At 63.2% G+C, this 14611-nt stretch carries 17 protein-coding genes; 8 read left to right on the top strand and 9 right to left on the bottom strand.

Annotation, left to right across the window (positions count from 1 at the left end):
- The 3 genes from BLQ49_RS29965 to BLQ49_RS27880 form a co-directional block, all read left to right on the top strand.
- The coding region (locus BLQ49_RS29965) for a hypothetical protein (RefSeq protein WP_167627810.1) at positions 1 to 264 on the top strand (264 nt) is incomplete at its 5' end.
- A gap of 3 nt (positions 265 to 267) precedes the next feature.
- Complete coding sequence (locus BLQ49_RS27885) at positions 268 to 1119, top strand: baseplate hub protein (RefSeq protein WP_143012364.1); 852 nt, start codon at positions 268 to 270, stop codon at positions 1117 to 1119.
- 22 nt (positions 1120 to 1141) lie between these two features.
- Entirely contained in the window at positions 1142 to 3487 is a 2346-nt protein-coding gene (locus tag BLQ49_RS27880) for a phage tail tip lysozyme (protein ID WP_091722702.1), read from the top strand.
- A 546-nt stretch (positions 3488 to 4033) separates the two neighbouring features.
- Here BLQ49_RS27880 and BLQ49_RS29370 read toward each other — a convergent pair.
- The 4 genes from BLQ49_RS29370 to BLQ49_RS30065 form a co-directional block, all read right to left on the bottom strand.
- Positions 4034 to 4306 (bottom strand): hypothetical protein, encoded by a 273-nt coding sequence (locus BLQ49_RS29370; protein WP_143012362.1) that lies wholly within the window; start codon positions 4304 to 4306, stop codon positions 4034 to 4036.
- Positions 4307 to 4317: 11 nt separating this feature from the next.
- Positions 4318 to 4674: a helix-turn-helix domain-containing protein gene (locus BLQ49_RS27875; protein ID WP_091722699.1), complete on the bottom strand. Its 357-nt coding sequence runs from the start codon at positions 4672 to 4674 to the stop codon at positions 4318 to 4320.
- 190 nt (positions 4675 to 4864) lie between these two features.
- Positions 4865 to 5242 carry a type II toxin-antitoxin system RelE/ParE family toxin gene (locus tag BLQ49_RS27870; protein ID WP_091722696.1) on the bottom strand — a complete coding sequence of 126 codons (378 nt, stop codon included), beginning with the start codon at positions 5240 to 5242 and terminating at the stop codon, positions 4865 to 4867.
- A 115-nt stretch (positions 5243 to 5357) separates the two neighbouring features.
- Positions 5358 to 6119 (bottom strand): hypothetical protein, encoded by a 762-nt coding sequence (locus tag BLQ49_RS30065; RefSeq protein WP_208859130.1) that lies wholly within the window; start codon positions 6117 to 6119, stop codon positions 5358 to 5360.
- A 308-nt stretch (positions 6120 to 6427) separates the two neighbouring features.
- Here BLQ49_RS30065 and BLQ49_RS27860 point away from each other — a divergent pair, with 308 nt between their 5' ends.
- Positions 6428 to 6694, top strand: a complete 267-nt coding sequence (locus BLQ49_RS27860; RefSeq protein ID WP_091722694.1) for a hypothetical protein — start codon at positions 6428 to 6430, stop codon at positions 6692 to 6694.
- 45 nt (positions 6695 to 6739) lie between these two features.
- On the opposite strand, the gene BLQ49_RS27855 is transcribed toward BLQ49_RS27860, so the two are convergent.
- Positions 6740 to 7375, bottom strand: coding sequence for a PAS domain-containing protein (locus tag BLQ49_RS27855; protein ID WP_244507791.1), 636 nt, complete (start codon positions 7373 to 7375; stop codon positions 6740 to 6742).
- A gap of 366 nt (positions 7376 to 7741) precedes the next feature.
- On the opposite strand from BLQ49_RS27855, the gene BLQ49_RS27850 reads away from it, so the two are divergent.
- The 4 genes from BLQ49_RS27850 (at position 7742) to BLQ49_RS27830 (ending at position 10102) form a co-directional block, all read left to right on the top strand.
- Positions 7742 to 8068 carry an HU family DNA-binding protein gene (locus tag BLQ49_RS27850; RefSeq protein ID WP_091722691.1) on the top strand — a complete coding sequence of 109 codons (327 nt, stop codon included), beginning with the start codon at positions 7742 to 7744 and terminating at the stop codon, positions 8066 to 8068.
- Positions 8069 to 8412: 344 nt separating this feature from the next.
- Complete coding sequence (locus tag BLQ49_RS27840) at positions 8413 to 8958, top strand: PAS domain-containing protein (RefSeq protein WP_167627809.1); 546 nt, start codon at positions 8413 to 8415, stop codon at positions 8956 to 8958.
- Positions 8959 to 9117: 159 nt separating this feature from the next.
- Entirely contained in the window at positions 9118 to 9930 is an 813-nt protein-coding gene (locus BLQ49_RS27835) for a Crp/Fnr family transcriptional regulator (protein ID WP_091722682.1), read from the top strand.
- Positions 9917 to 10102 carry a hypothetical protein gene (locus tag BLQ49_RS27830; protein WP_342028225.1) on the top strand — a complete coding sequence of 62 codons (186 nt, stop codon included), beginning with the start codon at positions 9917 to 9919 and terminating at the stop codon, positions 10100 to 10102. Before BLQ49_RS27835 ends, BLQ49_RS27830 begins: the two co-directional genes overlap by 14 nt.
- A gap of 31 nt (positions 10103 to 10133) precedes the next feature.
- On the opposite strand, the gene BLQ49_RS27825 is transcribed toward BLQ49_RS27830, so the two are convergent.
- The 4 genes from BLQ49_RS27825 to BLQ49_RS27810 form a co-directional block, all read right to left on the bottom strand.
- The gene (locus BLQ49_RS27825) at positions 10134 to 10316 is read right to left on the bottom strand and encodes a hypothetical protein (protein ID WP_244507790.1); all 183 of its coding nucleotides are present in this window, start codon (positions 10314 to 10316) and stop codon (positions 10134 to 10136) included.
- An 83-nt stretch (positions 10317 to 10399) separates the two neighbouring features.
- The gene (locus BLQ49_RS27820; protein WP_091722673.1) at positions 10400 to 11164 is read right to left on the bottom strand and encodes a Crp/Fnr family transcriptional regulator; all 765 of its coding nucleotides are present in this window, start codon (positions 11162 to 11164) and stop codon (positions 10400 to 10402) included.
- 248 nt (positions 11165 to 11412) lie between these two features.
- A complete protein-coding gene (locus BLQ49_RS30500) occupies positions 11413 to 14292 on the bottom strand; it encodes a PAS domain-containing protein (protein ID WP_244507789.1) in 2880 nt (959 codons plus the stop codon).
- Positions 14285 to 14482 (bottom strand): type II toxin-antitoxin system ParD family antitoxin, encoded by a 198-nt coding sequence (locus BLQ49_RS27810; protein ID WP_091722668.1) that lies wholly within the window; start codon positions 14480 to 14482, stop codon positions 14285 to 14287. The genes BLQ49_RS30500 and BLQ49_RS27810 overlap by 8 nt, the downstream gene beginning before the upstream one ends.
- Positions 14483 to 14611 lie beyond the last annotated feature (129 nt).

The following is a 14611-nucleotide window of genomic DNA, read 5'->3' as shown; positions in this document are numbered from 1 at the left end:
ATCTTCCACGGCGTGCTCCCGCGCAAGTCTCAGCCGATCGAACAGCACTTCATGTTCACGGATCAGGGCATCGACTGCGCCGACCGCAACAAGAACACTCTGACTAGCTCGTCGTCCGGCTGGAACCTCAATGGCGCGATCATCGACAGCAAGGGCAACATCACGACGCCCGGCAACATGACGGCCGGTCAAGGGACCGGTGATCAGGTTGATCTACAGGGCCACACCCACGGCACCGGCCCGGCGCCCACGGCAGGGACCTAGGCCGTGACGTTCTCGCGCAAATACATTGACGTTTCGATCTCGCTTTCGAACGGTGAATTTCAAGGCGGCGGCAACACCGCGAAGTTGAGTGGCTTGCGCGTTCTTTGTGGAATTGAAAATGCCGGCTCGCCCGACATGGGCAAGGCGACCGTCAGCATCTACGGCCTGCCACTCACTATGCTGAACCAGTTGACGCAGATGCCGTACAACTCGGATGTTATTGGCCAGAACACCATCACGATTATGCCGCGCGAAGAGGGTGGCCAGAGCGGCATCGGCTTCAAGGGCACGATCATCCGTTCCTTCGCCGACATCGAACAGCCAATGGGCGCGTTGCGGGTCGACGCGTTGGCGGGCCTCTATGAAGCCGTCGCCGAAGCGAAGCCGACCAGTCGCGCGGGATCTACCGACGTTGCGCAACTCATGAGCCAACTCGCTGATATGGCTGGGCTGACGCTGGAAAATAACGACGTTCAATGCAAAGTCGTGAACCCGTATTTGCCAAGCTCACCGCGACAGCAGATTAAATCTCTCGCGCGCATGGCCGGGATCAATTGGACGATTGAAAACAGCACGCTCGCAATTTGGCCTAAGAATGGCTCGCGGCAGGGCGCTTCTACTCAGATCAGCGCGCAGACAGGCATGCGAGGCTATCCGCGGTTCACGGCCAGCGGCATCGAAGTGACGACACTCTACAACCCTACATACAAGTACGGTGGTAGTGTTGAAGTGCAGAGCGACCTCAAGCCGGCCTGCGGCACTTGGTATATTACCAACTCCTACCATGAGCTTGAGAGCGAGACGCCAAGAGGGAAGTGGTTCACGACACTTTCTTGCTCAAGGCTGAAGATTTAAGGGGACGCGAATGCCTACGGTTGTGGACGCTTTGATCGTGACCTTGGGCTTGGACCCTAAGGATTTCACGAAGGGCCAGCGCGAGGCCGCCAAAGCGGCGATCCAAGGTCAGAAGGACATCGAGAAGGCCGCGCTCGCTCAGGAGAAGGCGGCGGTCCGAGCGGCGCGCGAGACCGAGAAGGCGGCCAAGCAAGAGGCCAAGGCCCATCGAGACGCACTCAAGCAAATCGAAAAGGACGAGAGGGCGGCAGCTAAGGAGGCTGAGCGGCATGCCAAGGAAGTCGCCCGCGCGCACGACCAGGCGGCGGACTCGCTCAACCGGCTCGGCCGGAATGCCCTAAAACTGTTCGCCATCTTCACCGGTGGACGCGCGGTCGGCCAGTTCGTGACCGATATCGGCAAGGCCGACGCCGCCATGGGCCGGATGGCCGATCGTCTCGGCGTCGCGCCCGAGCGGATCGCGGCCTTCGACAACGCGGTGAAGCGAGCGGGCGGCACGGCGGGTGAAGGATCCGCCTCGTTCCAGCAGCTCTCGGATACCCTCAATGAGCTGCGCACTTCGGGCAACGCGTCGGCGCTCGTGCCGTTCGCTCGGTTGCAGGGCATCAGCGGCCAGCAGATCCGCCTCAACGGCAAGCTGGAGGAGTCGTTCGGCGATCTCGCGGAAGCGGCTAAGGGCACGGCCGAGAAGGCGGGGGCCTCGACGGCGAGCTTCCTCCTTAAGCAGGCCGGCTACAGCGAAGCCACCATCAACCTGCTGCTGAAGGGCAGGAAGGCCGTCGAGGAGGCGCTATCGCGTTCCCAGAAGGCCGGGCTCGTGTCCAAGGCTGACTCCGATGCGGCACGCGCCTTGGGCGAGCAGTACGAGGATCTGTCCGACCGGGTGACGGACTTCGGCCGGAAGATCTCCACGGCCCTCACGCCCGTCATCACGGATCTGATGAAGCGGTTCGCCGACTGGCTGGACCTGAACAAGGACTGGCTGAAAGACGACATCGTGGGCGAGGTCACGAAGTTCGCGACCGAGCTGCGCAAGATCCCGTGGGATGATGTCGGTAAAGGCATCAGGGATTTTGTGAAAGACGCCAACTCAGCCGCGCAGGCTGTCGGAGGCTGGACCCGTGTCGCAGAGATCTTCTTTGGCCTTTGGGCGGCCAGCAAGGTTGGACAGGTGCTTGTCGGCATCGCTGCCATCCGGAACGCCCTCGTCATCGGCGACACGTCCCTTTTGGCCGCCATGGCCCGCGTAGGCCTGCCGGTGGCGATCGGCGCCGCTGCGATGGGGCACGGGTTCCAGACGCCTGAGGAGGCTGCCAAGGATCCCGATCAGGCTGTCCTGCAGAAGGAGGGCATCGACCGGCGCGCACGGGTGCGGGGCGCCATCGGTGGCGCGTGGGAGGCTACGAAGCGGTTCGGTAGGCGACTCATCGGCGGCGGCGGTGAAGATGCTGGCGAGAATGGCGGTATGCGCACGCGCGCCCGTCGCGGCTTGGATAAGCTGGCGCAGAGCGCGAACGTCAAGGCGATCACGGGTGAACTTCGAAACGCGGGCTATGGCGACAACGCCATTGCGGCCGTTGTCGGCTCAATGGAGACGGAGAGTACCTTCAATCCACGCGCGCACAACGATGTAAGCGGCGGTCATACCGGACTTTGGCAATGGGACCGAAATCGTTGGCCTAAGATCAAAAGATGGATCGAGGCCCAAGGCGGCAACCCATACGACGCTGCGTGGCAGACGAAGGCTTGGGTTGCGGAGCACAACTCGAAACCGGGCGATGCCATCTACGACCACCCTCGGACGGAGCGGGGCGGCGCAATCCTGCGGAACAACCCGACTATTGAGGATGCCATTCACGGGGTCCGTGAGAGCGAACGGTTCGGCCCTGGCGAAGAAGGCGGACGGGCTCGCCACGCTCGGGAATGGCTGCCGCAAATCCGATCCTCGGCGCAGCGAGATAAGGATATCGCCACTATACAGGCCGGTCCGCGCAAGCCGGAAAGCAATACCTTGCCGAACGGTGCGCCCGCCGTCCTCAAGCCGAACAGCATGCCGGATGCCCCAGGGCAGACGATGAATGAGGCGAACAAGCGGAAGCCCATGGCATCACTCCTTTACGGCGACACTCCGCCGGCCGCCCGCATCGGAGCCGCGGCTGTCGTGGCGCAGGCTAGCTCCGCACAGGCTGACAGGCTGGCCTCAATCAGCAACGACAACCGGAGCGTCAGCACATCGACGGCCGAGTCCCATTTCCATGGCGATATGATCTTCCAGAATGCCGGAGATAGCCGCGAGATCGCCAACAACCTACGAGATCGGCTGAAGGAAAGGCAATTCGTCCAGGCAGCGAACTACGGGCAGGGCTAGCACCTGCATCATCGGCGAGGGCCGCAAACCTGCGAGAACAATTGGTCCGCCTGGATGATGCTATTGGGGTTAGCCACGGATACCCAAGGGCCACCATTGCGAGACGGTCTATATGCTCCGTCACCGGCAACAATTACAGTTGGGCGTTTACAATTGATTTGAAGCTCAAGTTTCTCTGAGGATTTGTTACTTTGAAGACAATTTGCCCAACCTTTATCTGACGGATGAACGTCTTCGTATCTTTCGCAATATTCCGAGATATTGGTTTCCAGGGTCTGTGCGGACAACTCATGAAGACCAGTGGGGGCGACGCGATGAGAGACCACCGTGCTACCGACCCCGTTAGACGATAGTGAAATGACATCGCCAACATCAATAGCACGGGCGCCGGAGATAGACGCAGCAACGATCACGGTGGCGAGGGCGTAGCGCATCCCGCCAAGATGGGCGCGGGAAGCGCGGCTGTCGAGATGGCGCCGCGAGTTGGGGCACAAGGCGGGCCTTGTGCCATTCGCCGAGGGTCCTGCGCCCCAACTCGGACAGGCGCTAATCAGGTTTTTTGTTTAGTTCTTCCCGGATGTTGTGAAAGTTAAACTGAAGCATTTTTATTGCGCCATCCAAGACCTTATGCTCTTCCTCGACAGTCAGCCCCTCTGAATGGCTGTGACGAGCATTATCTATTGCGGCTTTCTCTATCGCATCGAGCCAAGCCCCCGGTCTGCCGCCGTTGTGCTTTGCTAATTCGATAGCCATTTTCTCGAGCGTATCGCCCAAGCAAATGTTGCTAAAAGCGATGATAGCTTTTTGCATATCGACCATGGACCGCCCCCTCAAGCCACCTTCAGCGACATGCGACCGCGCCGCTCGGCCTTCGACGGCCGCAGAGTGATCTCAACGTCGTCGCCGAGCGCACGGGTGAATTCGAACATCCGTTCAAGCGAGAAGCCGAGTACACGCCCGCGCAGCAGATTGGACACGTCGGGCTGCTTCACCCCAAGCACCTTGGCGAACTCGGTTTGGCTGAGCCCCCTACGATCCATCTCGGCACGTAGGCGCATGACAAGGCGCGCCTTGATCGCCTCGTCTGCGGCCTCTGGAACGTCGAGGTCTGCGAAGACATTGCCGCTGCTGACCTCGAATGTGATCGGCTCATCTTCCGCCTGCACGGACGGGGCTTCGGCTTCCATAGGAAGCTTCGCCTTGACGGGGCGAGTATCCCGAGCTGGCGCGCGCAGAGGCGATTGGGGGGCTACACTACGACCTGCGGGCTTTGCGGTTCTGGCGAAGGAAGCGGGCATGGGGGCGGTTCCGTGAGTATGAGGGTCATAACCTCGCGGGAGGAGGGGGCTCCACGCGGGCCGAATTCCGCCGGTCCGACTAACCGGCGTCCCGAAGTTTCAGCAGGGCCTTATGCATCTCCTTTGCGGCGGCGAGCCGCTTCCTGATCCGGTCTAGGTCCACCACGGCCGTCTTCCGCTTGACGGTCGACTTTTTCTGGAAGGCATCCAGCACGAAAATGAAGCCTTCCAGCTTCACCGTGTAGACCGCCCGGAACGTATCACCATCAAAATCCGTCACGACTTCAACAGCTTCGATGCCCTTCAACGGCTTGGCGTGCGGATGCTTCCCGCCGCACTCAGCCTCGAAGAGCGCCTGACCGAACTCGCGCCGGACCTCGGCGGGCATCGCTTGGATATCCCGCCGCGCGGAGGCCACGAAGATGACTTGGCGCGACGGCTCGGGCTGATCGGGCATGGCGCATTCCTATAGTGAAACTACTATAAGCGCGGCCGGTTGCATGGGCAAGCCGCATCTCCGAACCCGTCGAACCTTCCCGGCTTCGTTCGGCATATCGATCGGACGCAGACCCTCACCGCATGGCTCGACCCGCGCCACGATCCGCGCGGATTCTCATCCGGCCTGATCGGTCGAGGTCGCCCGCTGCCCCTCGGCAGCCTCTTTTCGGTTCCGCATCCACAACCTGCCTCTGTGGATCTCCCTTATCCGTGGGGTGAATCGGTTTGCACCCTATGCTGCCCAGCAACGCCGGGGCCGCGGACCGCCCTCCCCGCCGAAGCCACTGCAGCCATTCGCGGCTGATGATGCGGACCACGTTCGGATCCGATTTCCGGCCCTGGTGGCGGCGCTCCTGGATGGTAAGGAGCCCGTCGCCCTCAGCCAACCGGATCGCGGCCTGAGCGAGTCGCCGGCACACGCCCGCCCTGGCGGCTATGGCGTCAATACACAGCCCGCAGGCGCCGTTGCGGGCCATCTCGTCGCCGACGATCCGCAGGACCGCGAGCTGCCCGGTGGTGAACCGCGAGGCGAGCGCGGGCGGCATTGGACCGGAGCAGGCCAGCCGACGACGGCGCTCGATCGCCACGGATCGCTCAGGAGCCCGCTGGAGGCGCTTGGCTGGAAACAGCGTCACACGGCCGAGTGGGATGCCGACGGGCGCCACGGCCTCGCGCACGGCGCTCCTGCGGGTGTGCAGCAGCTCAGCGAGGCCCTGCGCCTCCGCGTCGGTCACGGTCTCGGCGGCGTGAGCCTGCCAGATGGTGCGCGACAGGTCGTCGAGTTGCGCGAGTGTCCGCGCGTCCTCGATCGCCCCCCGCATGGTGGCGTGAAACATCGGTCCCGGTCCCTCACGGGCCGCGGCTAGGGTCCAGGCAAAGCCTTCCCGGTGCGAGAATTGGCGTTCTCGCTTGACTCCCGAGGGGGTCGTGTGGCTTTTGGGGGATTAGGAACTGGCCCTCCAAAGGCCCCAGGTTTTCAGCAGGCTCCCGTTTGGCGACGGGGGCCTGTTGGCTTTTCAGGGTCTATCTCGCGGCGATCTCTCCTGAATGGCGGCCGCGACTCGCCAAGGCGGGTGCAGCCGGAACGGTCCATGTCGGCCGGGCGGCACGGTTAAGTCAACGTCAGGGGATGATCAGCGCGACCATGCCGGCCGGACCACAGACCCTCGCGGACCTGCGCAAGGCGGGCGTCATCACCAGCCAGGAAGTCGTCGCGGCGATCGACCTGTACATGCGGGATCCGGCGGCCGGCCTCTACCGCTTCGCCAGCGGCTACAGCCTCGACATCGCCGCGCTCGTTGCCTCGTCGATCAGCCCCACCGAGGTCGCGAACCGAGCGGGTCCGCAGGAGAAGACGTTCCGCACCGCTGTCGCGGCGGTCGTCATGGCGGCGCATCTGACCGCCCCCTAGGCCGCCCACGGCCCTTCCCAGACCAATCTGCCTATCAGCACGTGGTCAGTGGATCCTGGTGCCGCGGGGCCGCTCGGCAGCTGGCGGGCTTTCCTGTAGCGAAGCTGCGATCTGCCGACCCAGTTCATGCAGCAGCGCCTCGATCAGGATGCGGAGATACTCGGCACCCTCGGGCTCCAGATCTCGGATCATTCCGCACAGCTCTAACGCCCGATCGGCGATCCGTTCCAGCAGCGCGCCGGAAGCTTCGTAGGCCGCCAGAAACTGTGCTGGCCCATCGATCACGCCATCCATCCGCGTATCGGTGATGTCGATCACGATCCCACGTCCGCGCACCCGACCATCTGCGTTTCGCTCGAAGTGCCCGCGCGCCAGGACCCATCGGACCACACCGGGGGCGGGCGCGATGCGATGCTCCCACACGAACAGGCCACCGTCTTGGCGCACATGACGCTGAGGAGTTGGGTGCGCCCGTAGGTCATCGGGATGAAACAGCGAACTGAGGCGGTTCCACGATAGACCTTGCGCGGCTTCGGCCTCAGATAGCCCGTACATCGCCGCCATCACGGCGTCGCCACGGATCCGATCGGCAGAGACGTCGTCCTCCCAGAGGCCGATCTTGAGCATAGCCATGGGCAGAGAGGCAGGCGTGAGGGTCTTCTCCGGCACCCGATGAGCCATGCGCTTCCTCACGTTTATGCGTCTTGTAGCGGACCACACAACATCGCAACTTTGCGTCGATTGGCAACCGGACATACAATGTGCGGTATCAGATATTGCGAGCGCGATATGGCTGGGCGACCCGAGAATGGGGACCAGGCTTCCTGGCTGACACCTACCGGCAACACCGACGGGACGCGGGACCGCGAACGCACGATGCGGATGCTGAGACGCATCGCCGATGCTCTGGGTCGGCCGGTCGAGGATTTCTTCAAGCCCATCCCAGAAGGCGACGCCACCGCGGCCGAGGGGGACAAAGACGGACGCGAGTAAGGGCCGAGAACAGCCGCGCTTGCACCTTTGCCGAGGTCTCGGCACGTCCATCCCATGATCCGGTCCGATCTCATTGCCCGCATCGCGAAGCAGAACCCACACCTCTACGCGCACGAGGCCGAGGCGGTGGTTAATGTCGTCCTCGGCCGGATCGCCGCTGCGCTGGCGGACAGCGACCGCGTTGAGCTGCGCGACTTCGGCATGTTCGCGGTGCGGGATCGTAAGGCGCGTACTGGCCGCAACCCGCGCTCGGGCCAGAGCGTCACCGTGTCGGCCAAGCGGAGCGTTCACTTCAAGCCGGGCAAGGCCATGCGGACGCGGCTCAATCCTGGGAGGATTGAGCTGGGAGAGGAAACCGAACGGCTGCTGCGCGCTTCCTAATCGCGTTCCTCGTCCAAAATCCTGCGCAGGGCGTCCAGAGCCGCGTCACGTCCAGCGTCCGTCCCAAGGCTGTGCCACAGGCGCATGAACTCATTGTCGGCCCAGAGCCTCTGAAATGTGGGTCCAGACGTCAGGTCCGCGACATGTATCCCGAGTACATCAGCGATCTCTTGTAGGCGTGCAAGCGCTGCCTCACGGTCATGCGACATCGTCCAGTTTCGCTGATCCCACCAATCCAGACGCGCACATTGGTATGCCTCATTCCACCTAGGATTGATAGATGCGTCGCGATGGCATAATGATTGAATAAGCCGTCATATGATGGCTTTTGTCTGGGGACAGTCTTGATCTTCGTCACAGATGCCTCCGGTCAAACTATCCATACGAGTTCCGATTGGCCCGTTCTGACCGGACAGACCATCAAAGACTCGCTCGGGCGAGGCTGGCTGAAATGCGTCCATCCAGAAGATAGGGCAATTGTCGAACGAACTTTAGAAGAGGCGCTGTCTAAGGTATCTGAGTTCAGCATTAGGTACCGCTTAGCCAAACCTTCGGGCGATTACCGCTGGGTCGGAGTGGGCGGCGTTCCCTCGATCGGACCGCCTGATTATACTTTCATCGGCTATCTCGGTTCACTCACGGAAATTGCCGACTGTTCGACTGCCGAAATACACGCTTACGGCAACGTCGAGCGGTTCATACCGCCACCGACGCACCCCGCGACCATAGCCACGGACCATCTCGACCAAATCGCTGACTACCTGATCCTAGCGCACGCTCTGATCGAAGCGGATGGGGCGAAATCTGCGTTGCCCGGCTTGCGCCTCGCTCTTTTTGAGGTGGGATGCGCGCTGGCAGACCGTGTTGGAAGGCCGGCGAAGCCAAACTGAGCTGCACGACAAGCACGTGATCGCTGCCGAAATCCGTCTTATGACGGAACGCCGGAATTAACATCAGTCTATTCTGCGCGTCATCATCGGCTGATCCGGCACAGGCGCTGATGACTGGGAGAGCTGTGCGCTTCCGCCTGCGACGCGAGGTGGAGCGACATGAACTCGGCCCCGGACCAACCCGCCCTGTCCATGCTCATCCGCAAGCTGGAGAGCGCCGCCACTCTTTCGGATGCAGAGCGTCAGGCCGTTTGGAGACTACCGACGCGGATCCACACTCTCGATGCTCGAAAAAACATCGTCAGCGAGGGTGATCAGCCGACGCACTGTTGCCTTATCCTCGATGGCTGGGCCTGTCGTTACGTGATGCTCAGAGAGGGCAAAAGGCAGATCCTGTCGTTTCATATCCCTGGCGATATCCCGGACCTGCAGAGCCTGCACATCCCGACAATAGATCACAGCCTCGCTACCCTGACTAAGGTCGTCGTGGCCATCATCCCCCACGAGAGCTTGCGAGAGCTGACGGCGCGCCACCCCGGCCTCGCGGCTGCATTCTGGCGCGACACGCTGCTCGATGCTGCGGTCCTCCGCGAATGGTTGATCAGCACGGGTCAGCGCTTGGCCTTCGAGCACGTCGCACACTTATTCTGCGAGCTGTATTTGAGGCTGAGGTCGGTAGGCTTGGCCGAGGATCACCGCTGCCCGATGCCGATCACGCAGACCGACATCGCCGATGCACTGGGGCTCACGCCCGTGCACATCAACCGTGTTCTGCAGGAGATGCGCGGCCGGACCCTGATCACGCTCCAAGGCCGGATGCTCGTGATCAAGGCGTGGGACGAACTTCTTCGGATTTCGGAGTTTGACCCAACGTACCTGCAGTTGGAGAGGCGGCCGGATGACCCTACGCCTACAACCCGTGCACGTTGGAACGGGCAGCTACGACATCAACGGCCAGTTGGTCTTCGCTGACGGCCTGCTCGCGGCGGTTCTGGTGCAGCTCTCAGATTTTCACGAGGATTTGGCTGGGATGTGGTTCCTGGAGGCGGGCTTCGGACTGGTGGACACGGCTTATCAGCCGACCTTTGCCGATCTCAACGCGGCGCAAGCCTGGATCGCGCAGCGGCTGGCACACAGGGCTTGAGCTACGGGTTCTGAGCCGCTCCCTCATCGGCTTACCCTCGCAGGCGCTGCCGCACCCACCGCGTCGCGTTCTCCAGGGTGTCGAATACGGGCGGGCGTACCTTCGCGAGCCGGCCGAGCCTGACCTCCATATACCAAGACCCGCGTCGCTCATGCTCGGGCGCATCAAGGCGCACCAGCACGGCCACGAGCAGCCCGTTGGCGATCACGAGCATGCCAACATGGTCCGGGCTCGCAGTGTCTACAGAGATAGGCTGCAGGACGACCAGGCTCTCGACGTTGTCCCGGTCCGCCACCGCTAGTCCCCTCGAACGCTACTCAGCCACGGCAACTGCCGGCGGCCACTCCAACGCGCGTTCCTGAGGTGGAGGTAATTGGGATTGAACCCGCAGTACGCCTTGAGCTGCTCTACGTCCAGGATCGTCAGGACCCGGTGCCGCAGCGTGATGAGGTCGAGCCGGCGCAATTCCCGCAGCGTGCGACTGACCTGCACGTCCGACAGGCCCACCGCGTCGGCGACGTCGGTCTGGGTGAATGGAAATGGGAAACTGTTGTCGGTGACACGCCCCACCGCCTCCAGGCGCAGCAGCAGCTCGCAGAACAGATGCGCGATGCGCTGATCCGCCTGTCGGCCGCCGATGTTGACCAACCACTCGCGCAGCACGGCCTCATCTACGAGAGCGCACCACATCAGGGCCCGCGTCACCCGTGGGTGGTGGGCCGTGATCTCCTCGATGGCATGCCGGGGGATCTCGACCACTTGGCAGGCCGAGACCGTGCCGAGGGTGTGGTCCATCTGATCGAGGATGAACACGTTCAGGTCGCAGAAGTCGCCGGGCACGAAGAATGCCATGATTTGGCGCTGGCCGTCCGGCAAAACCTTGTAGCGGCAGGCGTAGCCGTTGAGGATGAGGTGAACGTCGCCGGGGGTGTCGCCTTCCTGGATCAGGTCCGTCCGCGCCGGCACCTGTCTCACCCTCGGGACGAACGCCCGCAGTGCGGTACGGTCGGCGTCAGTCAGCTCCTCGAAGCTTTCGAGTTTACGGATCAGCGTATCTTGCATCGGGCCACGGCAGCCAAGGTCGATCTGACTATCTACGATGAATACGAGATGCCAGACTCCGTCATAAGACGGATATTCTCGGTTGGAAGCAGGTAAGTGACTGCGACTGTTACGACCACTCGCATTGCGGCGCAACAAAGCATAGCTTAAGAGAACCGCAAGCTTTACATCTGGCGCGCTTCAGCAGCTCGACGAGCAACCAGCCCGCCGACGCGACCGGTAGGGTTGCGGTTTGAACTCAATCCAAGTTACTCGCCGAGCAACTGCTTACGCCGCTGCCACGAGGCTGCCTTGCGTAGGATGTGTGAAAGCTGCTCGATCGAATACGGCTTGTGCAGCAGCTCGAACCCGTAGGTACCGTTCTGCGCCAGGATGTGGCTGTAGCCTGAGGTCAGCACTACCGGTAGGTCGTGATACAGGCGGCGGATCGCCTGCCCCAACTCGATGCCGCTCATCCCCGGCATCATCACATCCGAGAACACCACGTCAAATCGGTCGGCATCCCTAGCCAACTCTGCTAGCGCAGCCGGGCCGTCCACCGCGAGAACGGGCACATAGCCCAGATCGCTCAGCGTCTGCACGGCGAACGTACCGACCGCTACGTTGTCCTCGACAACCAGCACGCGTGTACCCTGGCCGTCGATCAACGCGGCCGCCTCATCGGCCACCTTGATCTGCGCCGGGGCCGGCACGCGCGGCAGGAACAGCGTGAACGTGGTGCCCTCGCCGACCATACTTTCAACGGTCACGTCGCCGCCGGATTGCTTGGCGAACCCGAACACCTGTGACAGGCCGAGCCCGGTGCCCTTACCGACCTCCTTGGTGGTGAAGAACGGCTCGAAGATCCGCTCGATGGTGTGATCCGGGATGCCGGTACCGGTGTCGCTGAGCGAGACTGCCACGTAGGGAGATTTGACGGTCGGGTGCGACCGGATCGCCGGGATTGCCTCGACCGGCGACACCGAGATCGTGATCTTGCCCTCACCATTCATCGCGTCGCGTGCGTTGACCGCGAGGTTGACCAGCGCGGTGTCGAACTGGCTGGCGTCGGCATTGACGAAACAGGGGATCGCGGGCAGGTCGGTGGTAATCTGCACCCGCGAGCCGGTCAATGTGCGCATCATGTCCGAGAGCGCCCGCACGCTATCGCAGGCTGCGAACACCTCGGGCTTGAGCGCTTGCCGCCGGGCGAAGGCGAGGAGCTGCCCGGTCAGCTTGGCGGCGCGGTCCACCGTGTCTGCGATAGCCGCGACGTAGCGAACGCGTCGCTCCTCGGCGAGATCTGGGCGCTTGAGCAGGTCGGTCGAGGATTTGATCACGGTCAGCAGGTTGTTGAAGTCGTGGGCGACGCCGCCGGTGAGCTGCCCGACCGCCTCCATCTTCTGCGACTGGCGTAGGGCTTCCTCAGCCTGATCGAGGGCGGCGGCCTGCTCCTTGTCCGCCGTGATCTCGCGCGCGGAGCAGTACACCTTGCCGTCGTCTGGGACACCGACCCAGGCGAGCCAGCGCCACGTGCCGTCTTTGTGGCGATAGCGGTTCTGGAAGCGCAGGGCGGGCAAGCCGCGTTCGACCGCGTCCAGCCACACGGCCAGCGTCGCAGCCTGATCGTTGGGATGCACGAATTCGGCGAACGGCGTGCTGGTCAATTCGTGCTCGGACCAGCCGAGCGTGGCCGTCCAGGCCGGGTTGACGGTCTCGAAGCGGCCATCGGCGTTGATGACCACCAGCAGGTCGGGGCTGACCTGCCAGGTTCGGCCGCGCGCCAAGGCACGCTCCGTCACCTTGCGCTCCAGGTCGGCGTTGAGATCCTGCAACGCCAGCGCCATGCGCCGTTGTTCGGTGACGTCGTAGCCGCCGACGAAGATACCGGTGACGGCCCCCTGGTCGTTGCGGATCGGCTGAAAGGTATGATCGATGAACCGCGGGGCCGTCTCACCGTTCAGATGGACCGGCGAACCCTTGGCGGAAAATGGCTCGCCGGTGGTGTAGACCTGATCAAGCAGTTCGAAGAACCCCTGACCCTCAACCTCCGGGAAGACCTCGCGGACCGTGCGGCCGATGTAGTCGCGCGGTCCGGCGATCTCGACATAGGCGTCATTGACGTAGTCGAACACGTGCTCGGGTCCGGTCATCACGCCGACGAAGCCGGGCATCTGTTTCAGGAGGTGGCGTTGGCGCGCCTCGGTGGCCCGCAACTCGCGCTCCGCGACGCGCCGGGCGATCTCGACCTCGGTGCGGTCCATCACCCGGCGGGCAAAGTTCAGTTCCTCCGCCGTCCACCCATGCGGCCGGTTGGCGTTCAGACAGAACACGGCCTTGAACTGGCCCCGCTCCATCAGGGGGAGGTTGACCAGCGCGGCGACATCGATGGCCCTGAAATTCTCAATCTGTGCAGCGGTCCGGGGGTCCTTGGCGATGTCGTCGATGATGACATCCTCACCGCGCCGCAGTTCGTCGATGTATGACCCGTAGCTCACGAACTCGTGGATGCCGGCGATGCTTGGCTGGCCAGACGCCAGCCAATCCGGTCGGATCACGACACGGGAACCGCTGGCATCGATGTCGCCGTAGGCAACGCGTGACAGGCCCAACGCTATGCCGACCGTCTCCGCTGCCGCCAGCGCCAGCTCCTCGGGTGTGCCGAGACCGCGTAGCCGCTCGCCGAGCGCGCCGAGTGCCGCATCGAGGCGTCGCGCGGCCACATCGATCAGCACACCGGGGAACCGCAGCGGCGTGCCGTCAGGGCCATGCTCGACGTGACCGTTGGCCTCCAGCCAGCGATATCGGCCGTCCGCCCGGAGGGTACGATACTGATGGGCGTAGCGGCCACCCCGCGCGATCGCGTCGGTGATGGCGGCCGAGAGGCCCGCCTGATCGTCCGGGTGAACCGTGGCAACGATCTGGGCTAGCGGGATACCCTCGCGGCCAAGTGCCGGATCGAGGCCGAACGCTGTGGCGAACGCTTCATCGACCGTGAACCGATCTGACGGCAGGTCCCAGAACCACGTGCCGATGATCGCCCCGGCAGACAGCGCCAGTTGGATCCGCTCGGCATCGACACGCGATGCGGCCTCCCGCTGGCGCGCTTCATCGCGCTCGGACCGCAGGTCGCTGACGCGCTCACGCACGGGCCGCCTCCCCGTCGCCACGCAACTTGGGGCGTTCCGGGTTCGGTCGGCTCTCCTCACGGTCGAGCAGTCGCAGCGCGGCGCGCACGACCTCGCTGGTGCTGGCGAAGCGTCCGGACTGCAGGCAGGCTTGGATCAAATCCTCCTGCTCCGGGGTGATCGACACGGTGATGGTTCTGCGCACGGCCATGGCCTAGCTGTGACCTGTGGGGGATTTCCTTACAAGATCACCGCGTTTCACATACGCGGCATCTGAGCGCGATGAGTGTTCCGACGTTCTGCCCCTCTCACCTGGCTGACCGCGAAGCGGCTTGACGAT

It is taken from the genome of Methylobacterium phyllostachyos (assembly GCF_900103445.1).
In the GTDB taxonomy this organism is placed as follows: Bacteria; Pseudomonadota; Alphaproteobacteria; order Rhizobiales; family Beijerinckiaceae; genus Methylobacterium; species Methylobacterium phyllostachyos.
This window is presented reverse-complemented; position numbering and strand designations above follow the sequence as displayed.

Excerpts from the sequence above, each read along its gene's own strand:
- BLQ49_RS29370 (WP_143012362.1), bottom strand. The coding sequence starts at position 4,306 with ATGGTCGATATGCAAAAAGCTATCATCGCTTTTAGCAACATTTGCTTG.
- BLQ49_RS27875 (WP_091722699.1), bottom strand. The coding sequence starts at position 4,674 with ATGGAAGCCGAAGCCCCGTCCGTGCAGGCGGAAGATGAGCCGATCACA.
- BLQ49_RS27870 (WP_091722696.1), bottom strand. The coding sequence starts at position 5,242 with ATGCCCGATCAGCCCGAGCCGTCGCGCCAAGTCATCTTCGTGGCCTCC.
- BLQ49_RS30065 (WP_208859130.1), bottom strand. The coding sequence starts at position 6,119 with ATGTTTCACGCCACCATGCGGGGGGCGATCGAGGACGCGCGGACACTC.
- BLQ49_RS27860 (WP_091722694.1), top strand. The coding sequence starts at position 6,428 with ATGCCGGCCGGACCACAGACCCTCGCGGACCTGCGCAAGGCGGGCGTC.
- BLQ49_RS27855 (WP_244507791.1), bottom strand. The coding sequence starts at position 7,375 with ATGGCTCATCGGGTGCCGGAGAAGACCCTCACGCCTGCCTCTCTGCCC.
- BLQ49_RS27850 (WP_091722691.1), top strand. The coding sequence starts at position 7,742 with ATGATCCGGTCCGATCTCATTGCCCGCATCGCGAAGCAGAACCCACAC.
- BLQ49_RS27835 (WP_091722682.1), top strand. The coding sequence starts at position 9,118 with ATGAACTCGGCCCCGGACCAACCCGCCCTGTCCATGCTCATCCGCAAG.
- BLQ49_RS27825 (WP_244507790.1), bottom strand. The coding sequence starts at position 10,316 with ATGCTCGTGATCGCCAACGGGCTGCTCGTGGCCGTGCTGGTGCGCCTT.
- BLQ49_RS27820 (WP_091722673.1), bottom strand. The coding sequence starts at position 11,164 with ATGCAAGATACGCTGATCCGTAAACTCGAAAGCTTCGAGGAGCTGACT.
- BLQ49_RS27810 (WP_091722668.1), bottom strand. The coding sequence starts at position 14,482 with ATGGCCGTGCGCAGAACCATCACCGTGTCGATCACCCCGGAGCAGGAG.